The organism is Stappia indica (assembly GCF_009789575.1).
Lineage (GTDB): Bacteria > Pseudomonadota > Alphaproteobacteria > Rhizobiales > Stappiaceae > Stappia > Stappia indica_A.
Window position 1 is genome coordinate 3,960,312 of the sequence record NZ_CP046908.1, and the last position, 23,835, is coordinate 3,984,146.

The 23,835-nt window shown below is 67.7% G+C and carries 21 protein-coding genes; 13 read left to right on the forward strand and 8 right to left on the reverse strand.

What is annotated here, in order from left to right; genetic code table 11:
• Nucleotides 1–331: 331 nt before the first annotated feature.
• The gene (locus GH266_RS18470) at nucleotides 332–1,834 is read left to right on the forward strand and encodes an AMP nucleosidase (protein WP_158195133.1); all 1,503 of its coding nucleotides are present in this window, start codon (nucleotides 332–334) and stop codon (nucleotides 1,832–1,834) included.
• Nucleotides 1,835–1,859: 25 nt separating this feature from the next.
• On the opposite strand, the gene GH266_RS18475 is transcribed toward GH266_RS18470, so the two are convergent.
• Nucleotides 1,860–2,408 carry a 2OG-Fe(II) oxygenase gene (locus GH266_RS18475; protein ID WP_158195134.1) on the reverse strand — a complete coding sequence of 183 codons (549 nt, stop codon included), beginning with the start codon at nucleotides 2,406–2,408 and terminating at the stop codon, nucleotides 1,860–1,862.
• Nucleotides 2,409–2,759: 351 nt separating this feature from the next.
• A complete protein-coding gene (gene mutY / locus GH266_RS18480; RefSeq protein ID WP_158195135.1) occupies nucleotides 2,760–3,869 on the reverse strand; it encodes an A/G-specific adenine glycosylase in 1,110 nt (369 codons plus the stop codon).
• A 160-nt stretch (nucleotides 3,870–4,029) separates the two neighbouring features.
• Between mutY and GH266_RS18485 the strand changes: the two genes are divergently transcribed.
• The 8 genes from GH266_RS18485 (at nucleotide 4,030) to GH266_RS18520 (ending at nucleotide 11,864) form a co-directional block, all read left to right on the forward strand.
• Nucleotides 4,030–4,590 carry a DUF721 domain-containing protein gene (locus tag GH266_RS18485; RefSeq protein ID WP_209001487.1) on the forward strand — a complete coding sequence of 187 codons (561 nt, stop codon included), beginning with the start codon at nucleotides 4,030–4,032 and terminating at the stop codon, nucleotides 4,588–4,590.
• A gap of 179 nt (nucleotides 4,591–4,769) precedes the next feature.
• A complete protein-coding gene (locus GH266_RS18490; RefSeq protein ID WP_158195136.1) occupies nucleotides 4,770–5,408 on the forward strand; it encodes a DsbA family protein in 639 nt (212 codons plus the stop codon).
• An 86-nt stretch (nucleotides 5,409–5,494) separates the two neighbouring features.
• Entirely contained in the window at nucleotides 5,495–8,965 is a 3,471-nt protein-coding gene (gene smc, locus GH266_RS18495; protein WP_158195137.1) for a chromosome segregation protein SMC, read from the forward strand.
• Nucleotides 8,966–9,183: 218 nt separating this feature from the next.
• A complete protein-coding gene (locus GH266_RS18500; protein WP_158195138.1) occupies nucleotides 9,184–9,546 on the forward strand; it encodes an AtpZ/AtpI family protein in 363 nt (120 codons plus the stop codon).
• 82 nt (nucleotides 9,547–9,628) lie between these two features.
• Nucleotides 9,629–10,387, forward strand: coding sequence for a F0F1 ATP synthase subunit A (locus GH266_RS18505; protein WP_158195139.1), 759 nt, complete (start codon nucleotides 9,629–9,631; stop codon nucleotides 10,385–10,387).
• Between the two features lie 78 nt (nucleotides 10,388–10,465).
• Nucleotides 10,466–10,693, forward strand: coding sequence for a F0F1 ATP synthase subunit C (locus tag GH266_RS18510; protein ID WP_067220716.1), 228 nt, complete (start codon nucleotides 10,466–10,468; stop codon nucleotides 10,691–10,693).
• Between the two features lie 114 nt (nucleotides 10,694–10,807).
• On the forward strand, nucleotides 10,808–11,374 hold the full coding sequence (locus GH266_RS18515) for a F0F1 ATP synthase subunit B (RefSeq protein ID WP_158195140.1): 567 nt from the start codon (nucleotides 10,808–10,810) through the stop codon (nucleotides 11,372–11,374).
• A gap of 10 nt (nucleotides 11,375–11,384) precedes the next feature.
• Nucleotides 11,385–11,864, forward strand: a complete 480-nt coding sequence (locus tag GH266_RS18520) for a F0F1 ATP synthase subunit B (RefSeq protein WP_199270370.1) — start codon at nucleotides 11,385–11,387, stop codon at nucleotides 11,862–11,864.
• A gap of 868 nt (nucleotides 11,865–12,732) precedes the next feature.
• Here GH266_RS18520 and GH266_RS18525 read toward each other — a convergent pair.
• From GH266_RS18525 to moaB, 5 genes are all read right to left on the reverse strand, one after another.
• Nucleotides 12,733–13,395 carry a ribonuclease HII gene (locus tag GH266_RS18525; RefSeq protein ID WP_158195141.1) on the reverse strand — a complete coding sequence of 221 codons (663 nt, stop codon included), beginning with the start codon at nucleotides 13,393–13,395 and terminating at the stop codon, nucleotides 12,733–12,735.
• Between the two features lie 76 nt (nucleotides 13,396–13,471).
• Nucleotides 13,472–14,617, reverse strand: a complete 1,146-nt coding sequence (locus GH266_RS18530; protein WP_158195142.1) for a PA0069 family radical SAM protein — start codon at nucleotides 14,615–14,617, stop codon at nucleotides 13,472–13,474.
• Between the two features lie 168 nt (nucleotides 14,618–14,785).
• Entirely contained in the window at nucleotides 14,786–15,019 is a 234-nt protein-coding gene (locus tag GH266_RS18535) for an EF-hand domain-containing protein (protein WP_158195143.1), read from the reverse strand.
• A gap of 331 nt (nucleotides 15,020–15,350) precedes the next feature.
• Nucleotides 15,351–16,319, reverse strand: coding sequence for an MBL fold metallo-hydrolase (locus GH266_RS18540; protein WP_158195144.1), 969 nt, complete (start codon nucleotides 16,317–16,319; stop codon nucleotides 15,351–15,353).
• A 167-nt stretch (nucleotides 16,320–16,486) separates the two neighbouring features.
• Nucleotides 16,487–17,044, reverse strand: coding sequence for a molybdenum cofactor biosynthesis protein B (gene moaB, locus GH266_RS18545; protein ID WP_158195145.1), 558 nt, complete (start codon nucleotides 17,042–17,044; stop codon nucleotides 16,487–16,489).
• Between the two features lie 119 nt (nucleotides 17,045–17,163).
• Here moaB and GH266_RS18550 point away from each other — a divergent pair, with 119 nt between their 5' ends.
• From GH266_RS18550 to GH266_RS18560, 3 genes are all read left to right on the forward strand, one after another.
• On the forward strand, nucleotides 17,164–17,844 hold the full coding sequence (locus tag GH266_RS18550; protein ID WP_158195146.1) for a ceramidase domain-containing protein: 681 nt from the start codon (nucleotides 17,164–17,166) through the stop codon (nucleotides 17,842–17,844).
• Nucleotides 17,845–17,903: 59 nt separating this feature from the next.
• A complete protein-coding gene (locus GH266_RS18555; protein WP_158195147.1) occupies nucleotides 17,904–20,207 on the forward strand; it encodes an NADP-dependent malic enzyme in 2,304 nt (767 codons plus the stop codon).
• A 112-nt stretch (nucleotides 20,208–20,319) separates the two neighbouring features.
• Entirely contained in the window at nucleotides 20,320–20,877 is a 558-nt protein-coding gene (locus GH266_RS18560; protein ID WP_158195148.1) for a flavodoxin domain-containing protein, read from the forward strand.
• Between the two features lie 36 nt (nucleotides 20,878–20,913).
• On the opposite strand, the gene GH266_RS18565 is transcribed toward GH266_RS18560, so the two are convergent.
• Nucleotides 20,914–22,593, reverse strand: a complete 1,680-nt coding sequence (locus GH266_RS18565; RefSeq protein WP_158195149.1) for an electron transfer flavoprotein-ubiquinone oxidoreductase — start codon at nucleotides 22,591–22,593, stop codon at nucleotides 20,914–20,916.
• 190 nt (nucleotides 22,594–22,783) lie between these two features.
• On the opposite strand from GH266_RS18565, the gene GH266_RS18570 reads away from it, so the two are divergent.
• Complete coding sequence (locus GH266_RS18570) at nucleotides 22,784–23,773, forward strand: uracil-DNA glycosylase (protein ID WP_158195150.1); 990 nt, start codon at nucleotides 22,784–22,786, stop codon at nucleotides 23,771–23,773.
• Nucleotides 23,774–23,835 lie beyond the last annotated feature (62 nt).

Genomic DNA, 23,835 nt, shown 5'->3' on the forward strand with positions numbered 1-23,835 from the left:
GGTAAATCGGGAGTTAAGGCGCCGGAGAAAAAACGCCTGTTGAATCAATCCTCTGTTTACCTTTCGCGGCCGTCCCGCCCGCGCTGCTTCGCTTCGTTAACGAGGGGGGCGAGAGGTCGGGGCGGCAAGTTCTGCCTAATGCCCTGCATGGCCTGCCGATTTTTCAAAGAGGCCCGGAGGGCGCTTGCGAAATGCGAGGACTGGGATGCGGGAAGGTTAACGGCAGGGCCGCAGCCGGCGCCGCGAAATCGGGCCGAGAAAAAACTTTTCGGCCCCCGCAGGAAATTTCATAATGGCTTGCCAGAATAACAAGAGAAAGAAAGGCACGCCCATGGGCAACGAATTTCCGAGCACCGACCCGACGCAGGAGCTGGCGAGCTGGGAGCCGCCGCATGTTCCTTACGAGGCCTTCACCGACGCGCAGGCCGCAGTCGACCGGCTGCGGGAGCTGTTCGAGAGCAACACCGCCTTCCTGCGCGATGCCTTCGCCGATTTCCTCGCCGGCCGCATTCCGCAAGGGCGGGTGCGCGCCTGCTATCCGGAAGTGCGGATCGCCACCGCCACCCATTCGCGCATCGACAGCCGGCTGGCCTACGGCTTCGTCTCGGGCCCCGGCGTCCATTCCGCGACGGTGACGCGCCCGGACCTGTTCGGCAACTATCTCAAGGAGCAGATCGAGCTGCTGCTGCGCAATCACGAAGTGCCGGTGGAGGTGGGGACCAGCTCCCTGCCGATCCCGCTGCATTTCGCCTTCTACGACGGCACGCATGTGGAAGGGGCGGCGGAGGTGCTGCAGCGCCCGCTGGCCGATGTCTTCGACCTGCCGGACCTGTCGATCCTGGACGATGCCATCGTCAACGGCACGTTCGAGGTGCCGGCGGGAGCCCCGCGCCCGTTGGCGCCCTTCACCGCACCGCGCGTCGACTATTCGCTGCACCGGTTGCAGCACTACACCGCGACGGCGGCCGAGCATTTCCAGAACTTCGTCATCCTGACCAACTACCAGTTCTATATCGACGAGTTCTGCCGGCTGGCGCAGGAGCTGATGAACGACCCGGCCAGCGGCTACACCCGCTTCGTCGAGCCGGGCAACCTGGTGACGGAGGCGGGCAGCGAGCGGCAGGACGGCCAGTCGCAGCGGCTGCCGCAGATGCCGGCCTATCACCTGGTGCGCCCGGATGCCTCCGGCATCACCATGATCAATATCGGCGTCGGCCCGTCCAACGCCAAGACGATCACCGACCATGTGGCGGTGCTGCGCCCGCATGCCTGGCTGATGCTGGGTCACTGCGCCGGCCTGCGCAACAGCCAGAAGCTCGGCGACTACGTGCTGGCCCATGGCTATGTGCGCGAGGACCACGTGCTGGACGCGGACCTGCCGACCTGGGTGCCGATCCCGCCGCTGGCCGAGGTGCAGGTGGCGCTGGAGCAGGCGGTGGAGGAGATCACCGGCCTTGCCGGCTACGAGCTGAAGCGGGTGATGCGCACGGGCACGGTCGCCTCCATCGACAACCGCAACTGGGAACTGCGCGACCACCGCGAGCCGGTGCAGCGCTTTTCCCAGTCGCGCGCCATCGCGCTGGACATGGAATCGGCGACGATCGCGGCCAACGGCTTCCGCTTCCGCGTGCCCTACGGCACGCTGCTATGCGTCTCCGACAAGCCGCTGCATGGCGAACTCAAGCTGCCGGGCATGGCGACGGATTTCTACAAGCGGCAGGTGGCGCAGCATCTGCGCATCGGCATCCGCAGCATGGAGATCCTGCGGGCGATGCCGCGCGAGCGGCTGCACTCCAGAAAGCTGCGCTCCTTCGCCGAGACCGCTTTCCAGTAAGGCGGATCCGCGATGCGGGCCGCGTTCAGCGGAACTGCGGTCCGTGGCACCAGCAGGTGAGCGACTTGCGCCGGCCGGACGAGACCGGCGCCACCCGGTGCAGCATGAAGGAGGCGAAGAGCGTGGCATCGCCGATGCCGCGCTCGGCCGACAACATGGCGCTGCCGAGATTGATCTGCAATTCGCCGCCCTGGTAGCCCGCCGGCTCGGTGAGCTGCACCACGATGGTCAGCTTGCGCCGCCGCGCGATGGGGCCGTCGCCGATGTCGGAGTGCCAGTCGTAGTGGCCGGCATTGCTCTCGTCATAGGTGGCGACCTGCAGCCGCTCGCCGAACTCGGTGATGGCGAAGTCGAAATGCTCGCGATTGGCCGCAGCCACCGCTGAGACGATCCGCTCCATCACCCAGGCGGCGCTGCCGGTGTCGTCGAGCCAGGCGATCTGCGCCCGGCGGATATCGTTGTGCTGAAGACCGCCGACGAGACCGCCCGCAGCGGCCTGCGCGTCGTCCGCAAGGCGAACGATTTCGCGGGTTTCTTCCCTGGAAAACAATGCCGGAATGGAATGCGTGAACATCGGCCGAAGTCTCCGCAACGGCTAGGGTCAGGACCTGTCAATATGGCAACGCTGGCGTTCGCTAGACCAAGAGCCGCGAGGAAAAGCCCGCAGCACGGGGCACGCGCCCGATCAAGGGCTTTGACGCGGCGGATCGCCGGTCTATCGAGCGTCCTTCGGATCGTCCTGACTTGCACGGGCTACTTTGTCGCAAGGCCTTGAAAGACATAAAGTCTTCCCGCGGCCTCGCTTCGCGTATCCGCACAAGTCAGAACGACCATCGTGGTCATATTGACAGGACCTGATCCCGAAGTTGCGCGTCTATGCGGCAGTTCTTCGGAAAACGCAATCGAATTGCGGGAGGCCCCTGCGTCAGGCGCCGAGGCCCGCCTCGACCGCCTTGCGCATCACCGTCGGCAGGGCCTCGCCGGCGATTTCCGCAGGCGCCGACCACCAGCAGCCCTCGGGCGCGGCAAGGCCCATCGGTGCCGTGGTGTGCCAGACCGCCAGCTCCAGATGGAAATGGGTGAACGTGTGCCGCACGTCGCTGGCAACGCGCGTCCAGCGCAGCCGCGCGGCGGACAACTCCGGCGGCAGCAGGGTGAAGTCGCCGCCGTCGATGTCTTCCCCCCAGGCGCTCACCGGCGGCTCGCTCATGCCGCCGAGCAGGCCCTTGGGCGGGCGCCGGCGCAGCAGCACCGCACCGTCCTCGCGCTTGACGACGAAGGCGAGGCCGAAGCGGGTGGGCTTTGCCGCCTTGCGCTGCTTGACCGGCAGGGTCTCGGCGATGCCGAGGTGCCGGGCCTCGCAAGGAGCGGACCAGGGGCAGAGCGCGCAGGCGGGCTTGCGCGGGCTGCAAAGGCTCGCGCCGAGATCCATCATCGCCTGCGCGAAGTCGCCGGGCCGCTCGTGCGGGACCATCAGCGCGACGGCGGAACGGATGTCGGATTTGGAGGCGGGCAGCGGCGTCTCGATGGCATGCAGGCGCGAGGTGACGCGCTCGACATTGCCGTCGACGACGGCGGCGGGCAGGTCGTAGGCGATGGCGGCGATGGCCGCCGCCGTATAGGGGCCGATGCCGGGCAGGGCGCGCAGGCCTTCCTCCGTATCGGGAAACACCCCGCCATGATGGCGCATGACCGCCTCGGCGCAGGCCTTGAGATTGCGCGCCCGCGAATAGTAGCCGAGCCCGGCCCAGGCCTTCATGACGTCGGCCTCGTCCGCAGCGGCAAGATCCGCCACCGTCGGCCAGCGCTCGGTGAAGGCGGCGAAATAGGGCTTCACCGCCTGCACCGTCGTCTGCTGCAGCATGATCTCGGAGAGCCACACCCGGTAGGGATCGGGCGCCTGACCCTGCCGGCGGTCGCGCGGGGAGACGCGCCAGGGCAGCACGCGCGCATGGCGATCGTACCAGGCGAGCAGCGCGGCGGCGAGATCGGGGGCGGAGGCGGTGTGGGTTGCGGTCGTGGGGGCTGCGGTCATGGGGCATGAGGATCGGGCGGCGCGGGGCGATTTCAAGTGCGGAATGAACGGCCGGCCGCAAGGCCTGTGGATTGCGCGCTTGCGGGGACAGCGGTGACGAGCAAGGAGAGGGTGGCGCCTTGTCGCAAAAGCGACGCAATTCGCGCGTGAAACAAGGGACATGAGTGATTCGCGGCACTACAAGTCGAACAACAGGACGAATGCGGGAGCGGCCACCGGCTACATGCGCCGGGTGACGCGTGCGCGCCCGCTTGCCGACCTGATCGGCAAGACGCTGGAGCCGGCCTGCCGCAAGCGCGGCTTTGCCGCCGCCGACCTGCTGTCCGACTGGCCGGAGATCGTCGGCGAGCGCTATGCCGGCCGGGTGCAGCCGATCCGGCTCGACTGGCCGCGCGGCAGCCGCGGCGGCGAGTTCGACGAGACCCCGCGCCCGGCGACGCTGGTGGTGCAGACGGACGGGGCGACCGCGCTGCTGCTGACCCACGAGATGCCGCAGCTGGTGGAGCGCATCAACGGCTTCTTCGGCTGGGCCGCGGTGGAGCGCATCCGCATCCTGCAGCGCCCGGTCACCGACCGCCGCCGCAAGCCGCCGCCGAAGCTGCGCCCGCTGACCGGCGCGGAGGAGGCGGAGCTGCACGAGCGCCTCGCCCCCGTCGAGGGCACGCCGCTGGGCGCAGCCCTCGAACGGCTGGGCCGCGCGGTGCTGGCCCGCACCCGCTGACGCGAGCCTCGCCTGCGATTGCCCGCCCCGCTCTGCTCGCGATCTTGTGAACCCCGCGGAACCGGGCCGTTTTCCGCGCTCCCATTGCCGCCACAATATGCGTGTCGTTTGAATTTCGCGCAAAAGGCGATAAACAGCGTTTACGCCGATAGACCCTTTCATTCAGTGGGAAGAGACCCGTGAGCCTGAACCGTCGACAGTTGATCCTGCGTTCCTCCGCCGGCCTGCTCCTGGCCGGAACCGTGCTGCCGGCCCTGCCGGCCTTTGCCCAGGCGGTCGACGTCGAGGAGCTGATGAAGCCGGGCACGCTTCCCGACAAGGTGCTGGGCAACGAGGACGCGCCGCTCACCATCGTGGAATATGCCTCGATGACCTGCGGCCACTGCGCCAACTTCCACAAGACCACCTATCCGCATCTCAAGAAGGAGTATGTGGAGACCGGCAAGGCGCGCTTCGTCTTCCGCGAGTTCCCGCTCGACCCCGTCGCCTCGGCCGCCTTCATGCTGGCGCGCTCGGTGCCGGAGGACAAATATTTCGAGGTGGTCGACTTCATGTTCGCCGAGCAGCGCGCCTGGGCCTTCACCCCGGACCCGTACAACTCGCTGCTGAATTTCGCCAAGCAGATCGGCTTCACCCAGGAAAGCTTCGAAAAGGTCCTGACCGATCAGGCTCTGCTTGACGGGATCAATGCGACGCGCGACCGTGCTTCGAGCGAGTTCGGCGTCAACTCGACGCCGACGTTCTTCTTCAACGGCAACAAGGTCAACGGTGCGATCTCGCCTGAGGAATTCGACAAGGAAGCTGCCAAGTATCTCTAGGACCGGCCCCGCCGGTGCCCGGGCGCCGGCGGCTGCCTGCTTGCGGGGCGTAAACGCCCCGCCGGCTGCCTGCTGACGCTGCGCCCATGAAGTTCAACAAGCTCCGCGTCCTCGGTTTCAAGTCCTTCGTCGAGCCGATGGAATTCATCATCGGCGACGGCCTGACGGGTGTCGTCGGGCCGAACGGCTGCGGCAAGTCCAATCTCGTCGAGGCCCTGCGCTGGGTGATGGGCGAGAACTCCTACAAGAACATGCGCGCGTCCGGCATGGACGACGTCATCTTCTCCGGCAGCCTCAACCGCCCGGCCCGCAATACCGCCGAAGTCACGCTGTTCCTCGACAATGCCGACCGCACCGCGCCGGCCGGCTTCAACGACAGCGATGCGGTGGAGGTGACGCGGCGGATCGAGCGCGAGGCGGGCTCCAACTACAAGATCAACTCCCGCGATGTGCGCGCCCGCGACGTGCAGCTGCTGTTCGCCGACGCCTCGACCGGCGCCCGCTCGCCCGCGCTGGTGCGCCAGGGCCAGATCGGCGAGCTGATCGCCGCCAAGCCGACCTCCCGCCGCCAGATCCTGGAAGAGGCCGCCGGCATTTCCGGCCTGCATTCGCGCCGCCACGAGGCGGAGCTGCGCCTGCGCGCCGCCGAGCAGAACCTGGAGCGGCTGGAGGACGTGCTGGTCCAGATCGACGGCCAGCTCGACAGCCTGCGCCGCCAGGCCCGGCAGGCGAGCCGCTTCCGCAACCTGTCGGCCGAGATCCGCTCCGCCGAGGCCGGGCTCTACTATCTGCGCTGGACCGACTGCCGCGACAGGCTGAAGGCGGCGGAAGCCGAATTCGCGGAGGCCGAGGAGGGCGTGCGGCTGGTGTCGCTGGCCCAGGCGGAGGCGGCGAAGAACCAGGCGATCTCTGCTCACAAGGTGCCCGAGATGCGCGAGGCGGCGGCCCGCGCGGGTGCCGCCGTGCAGCGGCTGGTCATCGCCCGCAACGAGCTGGACGGCGAAGAGCGCCGCATTCGCGAGCGCCTGTCGGACCTGACCGGCCGCCTGCAGCAACTGCACCAGGACATTGCCCGCGAGCAGGCGCTGGTGTCGGAGAACGACGAGCACCTGTCGCGGCTCGCGGACGAAGAGGAAGAGCTGCGCGGCGAGGACCTGTCGCAGGAGGAACGCGCCGAGGAAGCGCGCCTTTCGGTTGCGGCGGCGAGCGAGGTCGTGGCCGCGGCCGAGGAGCGGCTGTCGGCGCTGACCCAGGAACAGGCGGGCGTCGTCGCCCGCAGGCGGCAGCTGGAGGACGCGCATCGCACGGCGGTGCAGCGGGCCGAGCGGCTGGTCGCCCAGCACGGCGAGGCGGCAGCGCAGGTCGCCGCGCTGGAGGCCGATATCGAGGGCGCGCCGGCACTCGAAATGGGACGCGAGGCGCTGCTCGATGCCGAAGGCCGGCTCGATCTCGCCGAAGAGCGCGTGCTGGAGGCCGAGGAGCGCACCCGCAGCCACCGCGCCGCGGTCGATGCGGCGCGCCGGCCATTGAGCGAGGCGGAAGCTGCGCTGTCGCGCCTGGAGACGGAAGCGCGCACGCTGCAGGAGGTGCTGTCTGCCGGACAGGCCGGCGAGTGGCCGGCCGTGGTCGAGGCGATGACGGTGGAGCCGGGCTTCGAGACGGCGCTGGGCGCCGCGCTCGGCGAGGATCTCGACGCGCCCGTCGGGGGCGATGCGCCGATGCGCTGGAGCGCGGAGGCGGCCGGCGGCGAACAGCTTTCCGGTGACCCCAAGCTTCCCGCCGGCTGCCGGCCGCTCTCCGAGGTGGTGAGGGCACCAGTGGCGCTGGCGCGGCGCCTTGCCCAGATCGGCCTTGTCGAGGACGGAGCGGCAGCGGGCCTGATGCGCCAGCTGAAGCCGGGACAGCGGCTGGTCAGCCGCGAGGGCGCGGTGTGGCGCTGGGACGGGTTCACCGTCTCCGCCGATGCGCCGACCGCGGCCGCGCAGCGCCTTGCCCGCAAGAACCGGCTGGCGGCGCTGGAACTGGAAATCGAGACGGCGGCCGAGCAGCTGGAGACGTTGCGCGAGGGTTTCGCCGCGGCCGAGGCGGCGCTGCGCATGGCCGCCGATGCCGAGGAGACCGCACGCCAGGACGTGCGTGCGGCGCGCTCTGCCGCCGATGCGGCGCGCCAGGAGGTGCTGCGGCTGGAGCGCACCCATGCGGAGGCCGAGGCGCGCCTTGCGGGCTTGCGCGCCACCGTGGAGCGGCTGGCCGGGGATCTGGCCGAAGGGCGCGAGGCGGCGGAAATGGCGGCGGCCGCGCTGGAGGAGATTTCCGGCAGCGAGGGATTGCAGGGCGCGATCGATGCCGCGCGGGCGGAAGCTGCGGAAGCGCGCGCGGCGCTGTCGCGCGAGCAGGCGGCGGCCGACGGTCTGGCGCGCGAGAGCGAGCTTCGCCGCCGGCGGCTGGAGGCCATCGCCCGCGAGCGGGCCAGCTGGATCCAGCGGGCGGCCGGTGCGCGCCAGCAGATCGACGTGCTGGGCGAGCGGATCGCCGCCGCCGAGGAAGAGCGCATGGAGCTGATGGAGGCGCCGGAGGATATCGAGCTCAAGCGCCGGTCGCTGCTGAGCGAGATTTCGGCCGCCGAGGAAGCCCGGCGCGTTGCCGACGATGCGCTGGCCACCGCCGAGGAAAAGCAGCGCGAGGCCGACCGGCAGGCGCACCAGGCGCTGTCGATGCTGGGCGAGGCGCGCGAGCGGCGCATCCGCGCCGAGGAACGGCTCACGGCCGCCACGGCACGCAAGAGCGAGATCGAGGCGCGAATCGACGAGGCGCTGGAAGTTGCCGTCTCGGCCCTGCCGGGACTGGCCGGGCTGAAGGAGGGGGCGCCGCTCCCCGAGCCGGACGGCATCGAGCGCCGGGTGGAGCGGCTGAAGGCCGAGCGCGAGCGTCTCGGCGGCGTCAACCTGCGCGCCGAGGACGAACTGTCGGAGATCGAAGGGCAGCGCGGCTCGCTGGTCGGCGAGCGCGACGACCTGATCGAGGCGATCAAGCGGCTGCGCGGGGCGATCTCCAACATCAACCGCGAGGCGCGCGAGCGCCTGCTCTCCGCCTTCGAGACGGTGAACGGCCATTTCCAGCGCCTGTTCACCCATCTGTTCGGCGGCGGCACCGCCGAATTGCAGCTGGTCGATGCCGAGGATCCGCTGGATGCGGGCCTGGAGATCATCGCCCGCCCGCCGGGCAAGAAGCCGCAGACCATGACGCTGCTGTCGGGCGGCGAGCAGGCGCTGACGGCGATGGCGCTGATCTTCGCCGTCTTCCTGACCAACCCGGCACCGATCTGCGTGCTGGATGAGGTGGACGCGCCGCTCGACGATGCCAATGTCGAGCGCTATTGCGACCTTCTCGACGAGATGACCCGCAGCACGGCGACCCGCTTCGTGGTGATCACCCACAACCCCATCACCATGGCCCGGATGAACCGCCTGTTCGGCGTGACGATGGCCGAACGCGGCGTTTCGCAGCTGGTTTCGGTGGATCTGCAGACCGCCGAGCGATTCCTCGAAGCGGTCTGAGGTCGCGTCATCACGGTGCGATGCAACACGGGTCCTGTGAAGATGCGCCGTCGGACAGTTCGACGCAGCCCGGTTTACGCTCTGAAAGTTTATTTATAACAATGGTTTGGCTGTTTTCTGCGTGTTCTTGACAGGGGCAGGGGCGCCGACTATGGTGCGCCCGGCTTCCAGGGGTCGGCGGCGTACGCCGGAGCGTATCGGGAGAGGGGACCAAAGCAATGTCTCCGAACGAGAACGAACCGGACGTGCAGGGTGCACGGCCAACGGAAGCGGAACTGTCCGAGCGAAGAAACCGGCTTGCACGGGCGCTTGAGGAAAAGACGGCGCAGGCCGAAGGCCAGAAAAGCGTGTCGTCCTCGGGTACGGGGCAGGGCTTCGCCCAGGCCATGAAACTGTCGACGGAGTTCGTCGCAGGTGTTCTGGTCGGGGCGGCCATAGGCTGGATGATCGACAAGGGTTTCGGCACGAGTCCGTGGGGCTTGATCGTCTTCCTCTTGTTGGGTTTCGTCGCGGGCGTGCTGAACGTCTTGCGCTCTGCCGGCTTGATGGCGGAGCAGCACGACAGGACGCGCGACGGATAGTTCGAACCTGAATTCAGGCCGGTGAGCGAAAGGGATTCGCGCGCCGGCGTGCCATGCGACCGCTAGACGAGGGGCTGACCCGGTGGCGAACGATCCGATCTCGCAGTTCAAGATCACCAAGCTCGTTCCGATTGAGGTCGGTGGCCTCGATCTTTCCTTCACCAATTCCTCGCTGTTCATGGTGGCAACCACGGCCGTGGTGGCGATGTTCCTGATCCTGTCGACGAGCGGACGCGGCCTGGTGCCCGGCCGCTGGCAGTCGATGGCGGAAATGTCCTACGAGTTCGTGGCGAACACGTTGAGAAGTGCGGCCGGCAACGAGGGGATGCGCTTCTTCCCGCTGGTCTTCTCGCTGTTCATGTTCGTGCTGATCGCCAACCTGATCGGCATGTTCCCCTACTTCTTCACCGTCACCAGCCATCTGATCGTCACCTTCGCGCTGTCGATGCTGGTGATCGGCACGGTGATGATCTACGGCTTCGCCAAGCACGGTGCGAAGTTCCTCAAGCTGTTCACGCCGGACGGTGTGCCGCCGGTGCTGTTCATCCTGGTGACGCCGATCGAGATCATCTCGTTCCTGTCGCGTCCGGTCAGCCTGTCCGTCCGTCTGTTCGCCAACATGCTGGCGGGCCACATCACGCTGAAGGTCTTCGCCGGATTCGTCACCTCGCTGATCGCCGCCGAGGGCCTGGGCATCATGGGCCCGGCCCTGTCGATCCTGCCGCTCGCGATGACCGTCGCGATCACCGGGCTTGAATTCCTGGTGTGCTTCCTGCAGGCCTATGTTTTCACGGTTCTGACTTGCATGTACCTCAACGATGCGCTGCATCCGAGCCACTAAGAGTCAGTTTGGTTCGGCCCCGCAATAAGGCGGGGCCGTCGTTACGTCGCTGCAATCTCACCTCAAGGAGCTAGTGTCATGGAAGCTGAAGCAGCAAAGTACATTGGTGCGGGTCTCGCCTGCCTTGGCATGGCCGGTACCGCTCTCGGCCTCGGCAACATCTTCGGCAGCTACCTGTCGGGCGCCCTGCGCAATCCGTCCGCCGCTGATGGCCAGTTCGGCCGCCTCATTTTCGGCTTTGCCGTGACCGAGGCGCTCGGCATTTTCTCGCTTCTCGTCGCCCTTCTCCTGCTCTTCGCCGTCTGATAACGACGTCGGATTGCGTCAGCGACGCACATTTCCCGGCCGGGCGCATGACGCGCCCGGCCGGCGCTTCGCGCCAGGCGCGATGCGAGCATGGCTGCGGCATTGGAGATGATAATGGCTACGACCGGCGCCGAGACCCAACACGGCAGCACCAATGCTGTCATCGAGATCCCGGCCGACGAGCATTCGGTCGGCACGTTCCCTCCCTTCGACGGAACGACCTACGCATCGCAGCTGCTCTGGCTGGCGATCACCTTCGGCCTGCTCTACTGGATCATGAGCAAGGTGGCTCTGCCGCGTCTCAGCGGCATCCTGGAGGATCGCCGTGACCGTATCGCCGGCGACATCGCCGAGGCGAACCGCCTGAACGAAGAGAGCAACGCCGCGATCGCCGCTTACGAGCAGGCGCTGGCGGAAGCTCGCAACAACGCTCACAAGATCGCCCAGGACACCCGCGAGAAGCTCAAGGCCGACGTCGACCGTCGCCGGGCCGAGACCGAAAAGGGTCTCGCGGAGAAGCTGTCGCAGGCCGAGGCCCGTATTGCCGAGGTCAAGACCGCCGCGCTGGGCAATGTCGGCGAGATTGCCACGGAGACCACCAGCGCGCTGGTCGAGGCTCTGATCGGCAAGGCGCCGACTGCGACCGAACTCAACAAGGCCGTCGATACGGCGATGAAGTGAGGACAGCCTGATGGACGCTTCTGCATGGGCTCTCGTCGGCCTCGTCATCTTTCTCGCGATTGTCGTCTACATGAAGGTGCCCGGCATGGTCGGTACCTCGCTGGACAAGCGCGCCGACACGATCCGCAAGGAGCTTGAGGACGCCCGCCGCCTGCGCGAGGAAGCCCAGGCCCTGCTGGCCGACTACCAGCGTCGCCGCCAGGAAGCCGAGGGCGAGGCCGAAGGCATCGTCGCCGAGGCCAAGCGCGAGGCGGACCGCCTGACGCTCGAGGCCAACGCGGCCCTGGAAGACCTGATCGCGCGCCGCACGGCTGCTGCCGAGCGCAAGATCGCTCAGGCCGAGGCCCAGGCGATTTCGGAAGTGCGCGCGCGCGCTGCCGATATCGCGGTCGCCGCCGCCGGTGCGATCCTCTCCAAGAAGGTCGCCGGCAATGTCGGCGACGAGCTGCTCGCCAAGAGCATCGAGGAAGTGAAGACCCGCCTCAACTGACGGCGGCGTCTTTTCCCTCATCCAGCTTCGAGACGGCCCCGCTTGCGGGGCCGTTTTCGTTTGGGAGCGGCATGGACGGCGGTGGCGCGGCGCTGCCCACCCCCCTCTGTCGGCTGCGCCGACATCTCCCCCTCAAGGGGGGAGAGGGGAGGATGGGGCTTGGCCAGCGTGTCATCGCGGATGCCCACCTGCCGGCGCGGCCTTGCGCCGGTCCTTCCTGCTCCTCCCTTTGCGTCATTGCGCAAGCCTCTCCTTGCGTCTTCCCGGACGAGGCCGTAAGGACGAAGATCCGGGACCGGAGAGGCACGGTGGGTGCGGTGTCGTTCCTGAGTGCCTTCGTGAGGTCCTCGGCTCTCCGATCCCGGCTCGGCGCTTGCATGCCGTCCGGGAGGACGCAAAAGGGAACGCTGCGTGCGGGAGGACGAGTGGAGAGGTTCTATTGTCCTCGCCACCGCTCTGGGAATGAATAGGCCCCGGCTCTGCGCTTGCGCTTGGCCGGGGTGACGGCCGAGGGGAGGCGCGGCCCTGGCTTCCCCTCTGCCGTCACCCCGGCCGCAGGCGAAGCCGGAGAGCCGGGAGCCATTGGCACCCTCGGTAGGTGTGAGGCGGGAGGCGGTCACCACATGCTCGCCTGTCATACCTGCGAAGGCAGGTATCCAGTATCCGCCGGAGCGGATGGTGGCGCGAAGGCGGCCGTCTCCGGCTGTCCGGCTGCAGCGCGAGGGCCTGAGCCGTTATCTTTCGGGGTTACTGGTTCCCGGTCTTCGGCTTCGCCGAAACCGGGATGACATCCTGCGCACAGGGTTCATGTCGGAGGATCGTTTCCGCCGCTCCTGCGCTCTGCCCTCTTCCGGCATCTGAGCTCCGCCTAGTCCTCGCGCAGGCCGAGGGCTACGGCGACCGGGCGGAAGCTGCGGCGGTGCAGCGGGCAGGCGCCCTTTTCCGTGAGCGCGGCGGCATGGCGGGCGGTGCCGTAGCCCTTGTGCCCGGCAAAGCCGTAATCGGGAAAGACCCGGTCCATGCGCGCCATCAGCCGGTCGCGGGTGACCTTGGCGACGATGGAGGCGGCGGCAACGCACAAGAGGCGTCCGTCGCCCTTCACGGCCGCCTGTCCGGGACAGGGCAGGCCCGGCGGCACGTCGCGCCCGTCGATCAGGCAGGCGAGCGGGGCAACGGGGAGGGCGCGGGCAGCGCGGGCCATGGCAAGGAGCGTCGCCGCGCGGATGTTGCGCGCATCGATTTCGCGCGGCGAGGCGAGGGCGACCGCCACGAAGGAGGTCTCGAGGATCTCCTCGTAGAGCTGTTCGCGGCGCGCTTCGGTGAGCTTCTTGGAATCGGCGAGCCCGTCGGGGACCGCCTGGTGGTCGAGAATGACGGCCGCAACGGCGACCGGTCCGGACCACGGGCCGCGGCCCGCCTCGTCGATGCCCGCAAGCCGCCCCTCGAACTGCCGCGACAATGCGAGCTCGGCCGAAGGGTCGAGATCCGCCGGCAGGGCGAGCTCAAGGGCGGTGGACAGCGAAAGATACATGTCGCCAAGGTTCCGCCTGGCGTGCGCCGGCGCAACCGCAATCTTTCGAAATCCACCGGGCTTGCGCGTTTTCGCCTCAGAACAGCTGGAGCTGGACGCCGCCGGCGGTCGGGGGAATGAACAGCTCGGTGGTCAGCGGCTTGCGGTTGCGGTTGAGCCCGAGCCGCTTGCAGGCGAGCGCGAAACGGTTGGCGAGCTGCTTGGCATAGGGGCCGTCGCCGCGCATCCGCTTGCCCCATTGGGCGTCGTAGTCCTTGCCCCCGCGCATGGAGCGGATGAGGTTCATGACATGGCGGAAGCTGTCCGGCCGGTGCCGCAGCAGCCAGTCCCGGAACAGGGGGCTGACCTCGATGGGCAACCGCAGCAGGATATAGCCCGCGCCGGTGGCGCCGTTCTCGCACGCCGCGTCCAGGATCCGTTCCATCTCCGAATCGGTCAGCGCCGGGATCACCGGCGCGATCATCACGGACGTGGGAATGCCGGCCTGCGACAGGCCGCGGATCGCCTCCAGCCGCTTGGCCGGCGTTGCCGCGCGCGGCTCCATGGTTCGGGCGAGCTTGCGGTCGAGCGTCGTCACGGACAGGGCGACGCGCACCAGACCGCGCTCGGCCATCGGCGCCAGGATGTCGAGGTCGCGCAGCACCAGAGCCGACTTGGTGACGATGCCCACGGGGTGGTTGCACCGGTCGAGCACGGCGAGGATCTCGCGCATCACCTTCCGCTCCCGCTCGATGGGCTGGTAGGGGTCGGTGTTGGTGCCGATGGCGATGGTGCGCGGACTGTAGCTCGGGCTCGACAGCTCGCGCTCCAGCAGCTCGGCCGCATTGGGCTTCACCGTCAGGTGCGTCTCGAAATCGAGGCCGGGCGACAGGCCGATATAGGCGTGGCTGGGCCGGGCGAAGCAGTAGATGCAGCCGTGCTCGCAGCCCCGATAGGGATTGATCGAGCGGTCGAAGGAAATGTCGGGCGATTCGTTGCGCGTGATGATGGTGCGCGCCCGCTCTTCCTGCACATGGGTCTTGAGCGGGGGAAGATCTTCCAGCGTGCCCCAACCGTCGTCGAAGCTGTCGCGGCTCTCCTTCTCGTAGCGGCCGGCCATGTTGAGGCCGGCGGCCCGGCCGCGGCCGCGATGGCTGTTCACGCTGGCCGACAGCGTCTCCTCGGACGTGTCCGCAGGATCGTGCTCGGTCTCGGTGGTGCAAGAGTGTGCCGGAATGGCCATGGGACTGCCCGGATGTTCCCTGCTTGATGGAGACTGGAACATAACAGGAACATAAGCCGCTGGGAAGCCGGCTTGCACCGATACCGGCGAGAAGCGGAGGACCCAAATGCAGACCGCCCCGTTTCCCGCAAGGGAGACGAGGCGGTCGGGCAGGTCAGGGAGGCTGGATCAGCCGCCGCTCTTCTCGAGCATGGCGGTGTACTCGGCCTCGGAGAGCGTGCCGTTGCCATCGGCGTCGGCGGCGGTGAAGGCCTCCTCGGTCACGTTCGGCATCACGGCGGTGACCTCGGTGAAGGTCAGGTCGCCGCTCTGGTCGGCGTCGGCGGTCGCAAAGGACGTATCCTGGGCGAAAGCAGAGCCGGCAAAGGTGAGGGCCGCAAGGGCAATGAGCGTTCTCTTCATGGTGTTGGCCTCCATGTTGAGCCTGTATTCGGCATGGCAGCTCTTGGTCTGCCTGTACCGGTGGGGGCGTCGTGCCGTCCACGAGAGAAAAGGTGGCGTCCCATCTGGGCTCGTCCGCGTTGTTCGAAGGGTCTTTTCGGGGAGAAACAATGGCGTAACAAAGATGTGTCCGGATTGTGAACCGCGGTGTCTTCAGGAAAACTGCGGGGTTTCGGCGCGTTGCTGATTATTTCTAGGTATAAAAGACAGGGTCCAGCCGAAAGCAAACAGCCCCGGAGAAGCTCCGGGGCTGCAGCTGTCGAAGAGGCGAATTGCCCGAAACCCGAATCCCTTAAAGGGCGAATTGGTAGGCCGCCGGGTTCCAGCGATAGCTCTCGCCGCTCGCCTGGATGTAGCCGAGCGCCGGGAAGGGCATGTGATAGCCGGTCACCGGCACCTTGTCGCTCGCCACCATGTCGAAGATGCGCTTGCGGGTCGCAGCGGCCTTTTCCTTGTCCATGTCGAAGCGGACATGCCAGTCGGGCCGCTGGATCGAGGCGACGAAATGGTTGGCGACGTCGCCCCAGATCAGCAGCCGCTTGCCGCCGCTCTCCACATGGAAGGACATGTGGCCGGGCGTGTGGCCGGAGGTGTCGATGCCGGTGATCCCGGAGACGACCTCGCCGCCATCGCCGATGAAGGTCATCTTCTCGGCCAGCGGCGTGACGTTGGAGCGCACCAGCGTGGCGACGCGCTCGGTCGGGCCGGACATGCGCTCCTCGGCGGACCAGAAGTCGTACTCGGCCTGGCCGGCGACATAGCGGGCGTTCGGATAGGTCGGCGCGCCGCCGCTCATCAAGCCGCCGATATGGTCCGGATGCATGTGGGTCAGAACGACGATGTCGACCTGCTCGGGCGTGTAGCCGGCGGCGGCAAGCTGGCTCGCCAGCGTGCCGGCATCGCCGCCAAGGCCGGTGTCGAACAGGATCAGCTGCGAACCGGTGTTGACGAGAACCGGCGTGAAGCCGTTGACCATCTTGTCGGAGGGCAGGTTGTTGGCCGCCAGCAGCTCGGCGACGGGGCCGGCCTCCTGGTTCTCGCCGAAGATCGGATGCGGGCCATCCATCGCGCGCGCGGCATCGAGGATGGTGGTGATCTCGAAATCGCCGAGCTTGATGCGGTTGAAGCTGGGGCTGGCGGCGCCGAGCATCGGGGCTTCCGCCCGCACGCGGGTGGCGCCGGAAACGATGGCCGGTGCGGCGATGGCGGTGACCGCCGCGCCGGTCAGCAGCGTCCTGCGGTTGAGGCTGAGTTCGATCATGTGCGTCTACCCTCCCTTTGGGATCAACAAAGCTGGGATCAACAAGGCTCCGCTGCGGCACTTAGGCCCCGCCGGCACCGCGGGAAGCGGCGATCACGCATCCGTGAAGGCGCGGGCGGCGATGCGGCCTCTTCCGGCTCCCTCGGCGGCTCCCTCAGCGGCTCCCCTCAGGCGTCCCGCAGCTTGCCGCGCTTCAGGTGCTCGTCGAGCCGGGGCATGATCTCCACGAAGTTGCAGGGCATGTGCCGGTAGTCGAGCTGCCACTTGAGAATGCCGTCCCAGGCGTCCTTGCAGGCGCCGGGCGAGCCGGGAAGCACGAAGACATAGGTCGCGGCGATGACGCCGCCGGTCGCCCGCGACTGGATCGTCGAGGTGCCGATCTTGTCGTAGGAGATGCGGTGGAAGACCTCGGAAAAGCCGTCCATCTTCTTCTCGAACAAGGGCTCGATCGCCTCCGGCGTGACGTCGCGCCCGGTGAAGCCGGTGCCGCCGGTGGTGATCACCACATCGACATCCGGCGAGGCGGTCCAGGCCTGCACCGCCGCGCGGATCTTCTCCACGTCGTCGGTGACGATGGCGCGGCCGGCAAGGCGGTGGCCGGCCTCCTCGATCCGCGCGACCAGCGTACCGCCGGAGCGGTCCTCCTCCAGCGAGCGGGTGTCCGAGACGGTGAGCACGGCGATGTTGAGCGGAACGAAGGGGCGGCTGTCATCAATGCGATGCATCGGCGTGATGATCCTCTTGCGGCCTGACGGCGGGTAGCATTTGCCCGCAAGGATAGGGCGGGTCACACTCGGGCGCCAGCCATGGGCGAGGGGTGGCCGAACGGGCAAGGAGCGGACGGATGGACTGGAGCGCACCGATCGATGCCTATTGCGAGCGGCTGGGGCCGCAATTCTGGGCCGAACCGGTCAACGCGGCGACCAACGGGGCCTTCCTGATCGCCGCCCTTGCCGCCTGGATGCTGTGGCGCCGGCAGGCGAGGGGCGATGCTGCCGTGCTCTTCCTGGTGGGCGTGGTGGCCTGCGTCGGCATCGGCTCGTTCCTGTTCCACACCGTCGCCACCCGCTGGGCGGCGCTGGCGGACGTGGTGCCGATCGCAGTGTTCATCTACTCGTATTTCCTGCTGGCGATGCGGCGCATCCTGCGCCTCGGCTGGGGCTGGTCCATCGGCGCGACGCTCGCCTTCCTTGCCGCAAGCTACGGCGTGGCGCCGATGCTCTCCGGGGTGCTGGGATCCTCCGCCGGCTATGCACCGGCGGCGCTTGCCATTTTCGGCGTTGCCGCCGTCGCCGCGCGGCGCTGCCCGCCCGCCAGCGCGCCGCTGGCGCTGACCGGGGCGGTTTTCGTGATTTCGCTTGCTTTCAGAACGAGTGATATCCCATTTTGCCCGTCTTTCCCTTTGGGAACGCATTTCGTATGGCATTGCCTGAACGCGCTGGTCCTGTACCTGCTGATTCGCGTCCTTGTCCTGGTATCGCCGGCCGCCCGGTCCGGAAACCTGACAGGCGCGACCGGCACCTGACCTCAAGGTTTCAGGATGTGCCAGCGGCCCCACTGCCCGCCAGCCTCGAGTGAATCGCGATGACCGACAAAAAGTCCGAGAACCAGCCCGTGAACGATCTCGACGAGGCTGCGCTCTACTACCACCGGAATCCGCGCCCGGGTAAGCTGGAGATCCAGGCGACCAAGCCGCTCGGAAACCAGCGCGACCTGGCGCTCGCCTATTCGCCCGGCGTGGCAGCGCCCTGCCTGGAGATCGCCCGCGATCCCTCGCTTGCCGCCGAATACACGGCGCGCGCGAACCTCGTCGGCGTCGTCTCCAACGGCACGGCCGTGCTCGGGCTCGGCAATATCGGCCCGCTCGCGTCCAAGCCGGTGATGGAAGGCAAGGCCGTCCTCTTCAAGAAGTTTGCCGGCATCGATGTCTTCGACATCGAGGTGGACGAGCTCGACGTCGACAAGTTCGTCGATGCGGTCGCCGTGCTCGAGCCGACCTTCGGCGGCATCAACCTGGAGGACATCAAGGCTCCCGAGTGCTTCATGATCGAGCGCGCCCTGCGCGAGCGGATGAACATTCCCGTCTTCCATGACGACCAGCACGGCACGGCGATCATCGTCGCCGCCGCGGTGAAGAATGCGCTGGAACTGGCCGGCAAGGACATCGCGGCGGTGAAGATCGTCGCCTCCGGCGCGGGTGCGGCGGCGCTCGCCTGCCTCAACCTGCTGGTCGCCCTCGGCGCCTCGCGGGAGAACATCTTCGTCAGCGACATCGAGGGCGTCGTCTACAAGGGCCGCGAGACCCTGATGGACGAGTGGAAGTCGATCTTCGCGCAGGAGACGGACGCGCGCACGCTCGCCGAGGTCATCCCCGGCGCGGACGTGTTCCTCGGCCTTTCGGCCGCCGGCGTCCTGAAGCCGGAGATGGTCGCGGCGATGGCGGAAAAGCCGCTGATCATGGCGCTCGCCAATCCCAAGCCCGAGATCATGCCGGAAGCGGCGCTCGCGGTGCGCAACGACGTGATGATGTGCACCGGCCGGTCGGACTATCCGAACCAGGTGAACAACGTCCTGTGCTTCCCCTACATCTTCCGCGGCGCGCTGGACGTCGGCGCGACCACGATCAACGAGGAGATGAAGCTCGCGGCTGTCGCCGCGATCGCCGAGCTGGCGCGCGAGGAGCCCTCGGAAGTGGCGGCACGCGCCTATGGCGGCGTGACCGAGACCTTCGGCCCGAAATACCTGATCCCTTCGCCGTTCGACCAGCGCCTGATCCTGCGCATCGCCCCGGCGGTTGCGCGCGCGGCGATGGAGACCGGCGTCGCGATGCGGCCCATCGACGATTTCGACGCCTATAACGACCGGCTGAACCGCTTCGTCTTCCGCTCCGGCATGATCATGAAGCCGATCATCGCCGCCGCCCGCTCCAGCGAGACGCGGATCATCTATTCCAACGGCGAGGACGAGCGCGTGCTGCGCGCGGCGCAGGTGCTGCTGGAGGACCGGCTGGCGCGCCCGATCCTGATCGGCCGTCCTTCGGTGATCGAGACCCGCTGCGAGCGCTTCGGCCTCAAGATCCGCCCGGGCCGCGATTTCGAATTCATCAACCCGGAAGACGATCCGCGCTACCGCGACTATGTCGACACCCTGTTCTCGCTGGTCGGCCGGCGCGGTGTGACGCCGGAAGCGGCCCGCACCATGGTGCGCTCCAACACCACGGTGATCGGCGCGCTGGCCCTGCACCGGGGCGAGGCGGATGCGCTGATCTGCGGCCTTGAGGGGCGCTACTCCAAGCACCTGGCCGACGTGCGCGGCATCATCGGCAACGCGCCGGGCGTGCAGGACTTCTCGGCGCTGTCGCTCCTGATCAACTCGAACGGCGCGACCTTCTTCACCGACACCTATGTCACCATCGATCCCTCGGCCCGCGAGATCGCCGAGACGACGATGCTGGCGGCCGAGGAAATCCGCCGCTTCGGCATCACTCCGCGCGCAGCTCTGCTGTCCGCCTCGAATTTCGGCTCGCGCGACATGGCCTCGGCCGACAAGATGCGCGCCGCGCTGGAGCTGCTGAAGCATATGGCGCCGGACCTGGAAGTGGACGGCGAAATGCACGGCGACAGCGCGCTGTCGCTGGCCATGCGCGGCCGGGTGATGCCGGATTCGCGCCTGACGGGAGAGGCGAACCTGCTGGTCTTCCCCTCGCTGGATGCGGCCAATATCGCGCTCAACCTGGTGAAGGTGATGACCGACAGCCTGCATGTCGGCCCGATCCTGCTGGGCACGGCAAAGCCGGTGCATATCCTGACGCCTTCGGTCACCTCGCGCGGCGTCGTCAACATGTCCGCCTTCGCCGCGGTGGAGGCGCAGACGCGAAATCGCGCCTGAGGGCGCGATTTTCTTTGCCGGCTACATCTTGATCGTGTTGAGTTCCGTCATGAAAGCTTCGTCCGCCTGATGCAACCTGCAAGGCCGGACGCGGCACGGCAGGATGGACGGAATGGCACACTTCCTCGTGGTCTATGCCACGACAGAGGGACAGACACGCAAGATCTCGGAGAAGGTGGCCGGGCGGCTCAAGGCCGCCGGCCATAGCGCGACGCTGGTCGATGCCAGGGCCGCCGCCACGCTGGAACTGGGGTCCTTCGATGCGGCGGTGCTCGCTGCATCGCTGCATGTCGGCCGCCACCAGCCCGAACTGCTCGACTTCATCCGCCGGCAGCGGACCCGGCTGGAGCGGGTACAGACCGCCTTCATTTCCGTCAGCCTGTCGGCCTCTTCCACTGATGCGCAGGATATCGCCAATGCCCGCGAGGCGGCGGAAACGATGTTCGACGAACTCGACTGGGAGCCGTCGCATCTCCACCTGGCGGCCGGCGCCGTTCACGACGGGCGGCTGGGCGTCCTCAAGCGCTGGGTGATTCACCGCATCCTGAGGCAGAAGGGCGTGGAGATGGACCCGTCCGGCGACATGGAATTCACCGACTGGCCGGCGCTGGAGCGCTTCGTCGACGGTTTCCTGGCCGAAGTCCTTGCGGCGGGCAGGGAGTTCGCCTGACGGCGTCCCCCTGCCTGCGCCGGGTCTCGAACGGGTTTACATGTTCGGGTAGTTCGGGCCGCCCGCGCCTTCCGGCACCGTCCAGGTGATGTTCTGGTTCGGGTCCTTGATGTCGCAGGTCTTGCAGTGCACGCAGTTCTGCGCGTTGATCTGGAAGCGCGGGGCGTCCTCGCCTTCCTCGATCCACTCGTAGACGCCGGCCGGGCAGTAGCGGTTCGACGGGCCGGCATAGACATCGTGCTCCGATGCCTTCTGCAGCACCATGTCCTTCACCTTGAGGTGGATCGGCTGGTCTTCCTCGTGGTTGGTGTTCGACAGGAACACCGAGGAGAGCTTGTCGAAGGACACCTTGCCGTCCGGCTTGGGATAGGCGATGGGGCTGTGCCTGGCCGCCGGCTCCAGGCTCTCCGAATCCCGCTTGCCGTGCGAGACGGTGCCGAAGAAGGAGAAGCCGAACAGCTCGTTCGTCCACATGTCGAGGCCGCCGAGCATGGTGCCGAGCAGCGTGCCGTAGCGCGACAGCAGCGGCTTGACGTTGCGGACCTTCTTCAGGTCCTTGCCGATCTCGCTTTCGCGCCAGGCCGTGTCATAGCCGGCAAGTTCGGCATTCGCCTCGCCGCGGCCGAGCGCCGCCATGACTTCCTCTGCCGCCAGCATGCCGGACAGCATCGCGTTGTGCGAGCCCTTGATGCGCGGCACGTTGACGAAGCCGGCGGAGCAGCCGATCAGCAGGCCGCCGGGGAAGGAGAGCTTGGGCACCGACTGGAAGCCGCCCTCGGTGATGGCGCGCGCGCCATAGGAGATGCGCTTGCCGCCCTCGAACGTCTCGCGGATTGCCGGATGGGTCTTGAACCGCTGGAACTCCTCGAACGGGGCGAGGTAGGGGTTCTTGTAGTTGAGGTGGACGACGAAGCCGACGGCGACCTGGTTGTCTTCCAGGTGATAGAGGAACGAGCCGCCGCCGGTCCTGTTGTCGAGCGGCCAGCCGAAGCTGTGCTGCACGAGGCCCGGCCGGTGCTTCGACGGGTCGACCTGCCACAGCTCCTTGATGCCGATGCCGAACTTCGGCACGTCGGAATTCGCATCGAGATCGAAGCGGGCGATCAGCTCCTTGGCGAGCGATCCGCGCACGCCCTCGGCGATGAGCACATACTTGCCGCGCAGCTCCATGCCGCGGGTGAAATTGGCGTTGGGCTCGCCGTCGCGGCCGATGCCCATGTCGCCGGTGGCGACACCGACCACGGCGCCCGTGTCGTCGTAGAGCACTTCGGCGGCGGCAAAGCCGGGATAGATCTCGACGCCGAGCGCCTCGGCCTTCTCGGCCAGCCAGCGGCAGACATTGCCGAGGGACACGATGTAGTTGCCGTGATTGTTCATCAGGGACGGCATCATGATGTTCGGCAGCCGCATGGAGCCTGCGGGCCCCAGCACCAGGAAGTGGTCGGCGGTCACCGGCGTCTTGAACGGCGTGTCGGCCTCTTCGCGCCAGCCCGGCAGCAGCTTGTCGACGCCGACGGGGTCCACCACCGCGCCCGACAGGATGTGGGCGCCGACCTCGGAGCCCTTTTCCAGCACGACGACGGAAAGGTCCTCGCCCTTCTCCTCGGCGATCTGCTTGAGCCTGATGGCCGCCGACAGTCCCGCCGGTCCGGCGCCGACGATGACGACGTCGAACTCCATGCTCTCGCGTTCGCCAAGCGTCTCCGTGTCGCTCATGCCTCTCTCCCTCTCGTGCCGCGTGCCTCGGTCTAAGGGTTTCTGTTTAGTGCAGCGCGAAAGAGGCCGCAATGTCGATAAACCGATGGCAGTTATATGACGTTTACGTAAGAGTAATATCCAAAACGCTTTGCGGGACGTCAAGGTCGGGGCAATTGCGCTTGCCCCGGCGATGCGGCACAACAGCTCCATGGAACCCGCAGACCCGACCGACCAGAGGCTAGACGAGCGTCCGTCCGCGGCGCAGGGCGAGGGCGAGCGCAAGGTGTCCTCGGCGCTCGAGGCGCTGCTCGACTTCTACATCTCCGCAGGTGCCGACGGCTGGCTGGAGCTGGACCCGGCGGATGCCTTCGCCCTGTCCGAGGCGCCGCGCCCGGCCGCACAGGCGCAAGCCGCGCGCGCAGCGCCGGCCGGAATGCAATCTGCCCCATCTGCTGCGCCCGCTGCGCGGCAGATGCCGCCCCAATCCCAGCAACCGAGATCGGCCCCGCCGATGCAGGCGCCGCCTTCTCCTGCACAAGGTGCAATGGCGGGCGGGGCCGCGGTCGTGCCGGGCGACGAGGTGGTGGTTGCCGCCCGCGAGGCCGCCCGCACGGCGGCGACCCTGGACGAGCTGCGCGAGGTGCTGACCCGCTTCGACGGCTGCAACCTGAAGCTCACCGCCAAGTCGCTGGTCTTCGCCGACGGGCCGGCGGATGCGAAGGTGATGTTTGTCGGCGAGGCGCCGGGCCGGGAGGAGGACGCGCGCGGGCTGCCCTTCGTCGGGCGCTCCGGCCAGCTTCTCGACCAGATGCTGGAGGCCATCGGCCTGGCACGCGGCGAGGTCTACATCACCAATGTCGTGCCCTGGCGCCCGCCGGGCAACCGCACCCCGAGCCCGCAGGAAACCGAGATCTGCAAGCCCTTCGTGCTGCGCCAGATCGAACTGGTGCGGCCGAAGGTGCTGGTGTTCCTGGGCGGAGCCTCGGCCAAGGCGCTGACCGGCGTGCAGGACGGCATCCTGCGGCTGCGCGGGCGCTGGCTGGAGCTGCCGCTGGGACCGGCCGCGCAAGGAACGACGATCCGGGCGATGGCAACGCTGCACCCGGCCTACCTGCTGCGCAGCCCGGTGCAGAAGCGCTATGCCTGGCGCGACTTCCTGTCCATCAAGGCCGCGCTGGACGAGGCTTCGGGCAGCTGACGGCGGCTCTTTTATCGCCGCGCCGCAGACCTATATGCCGAAGACACAGGTATTTCAGACAG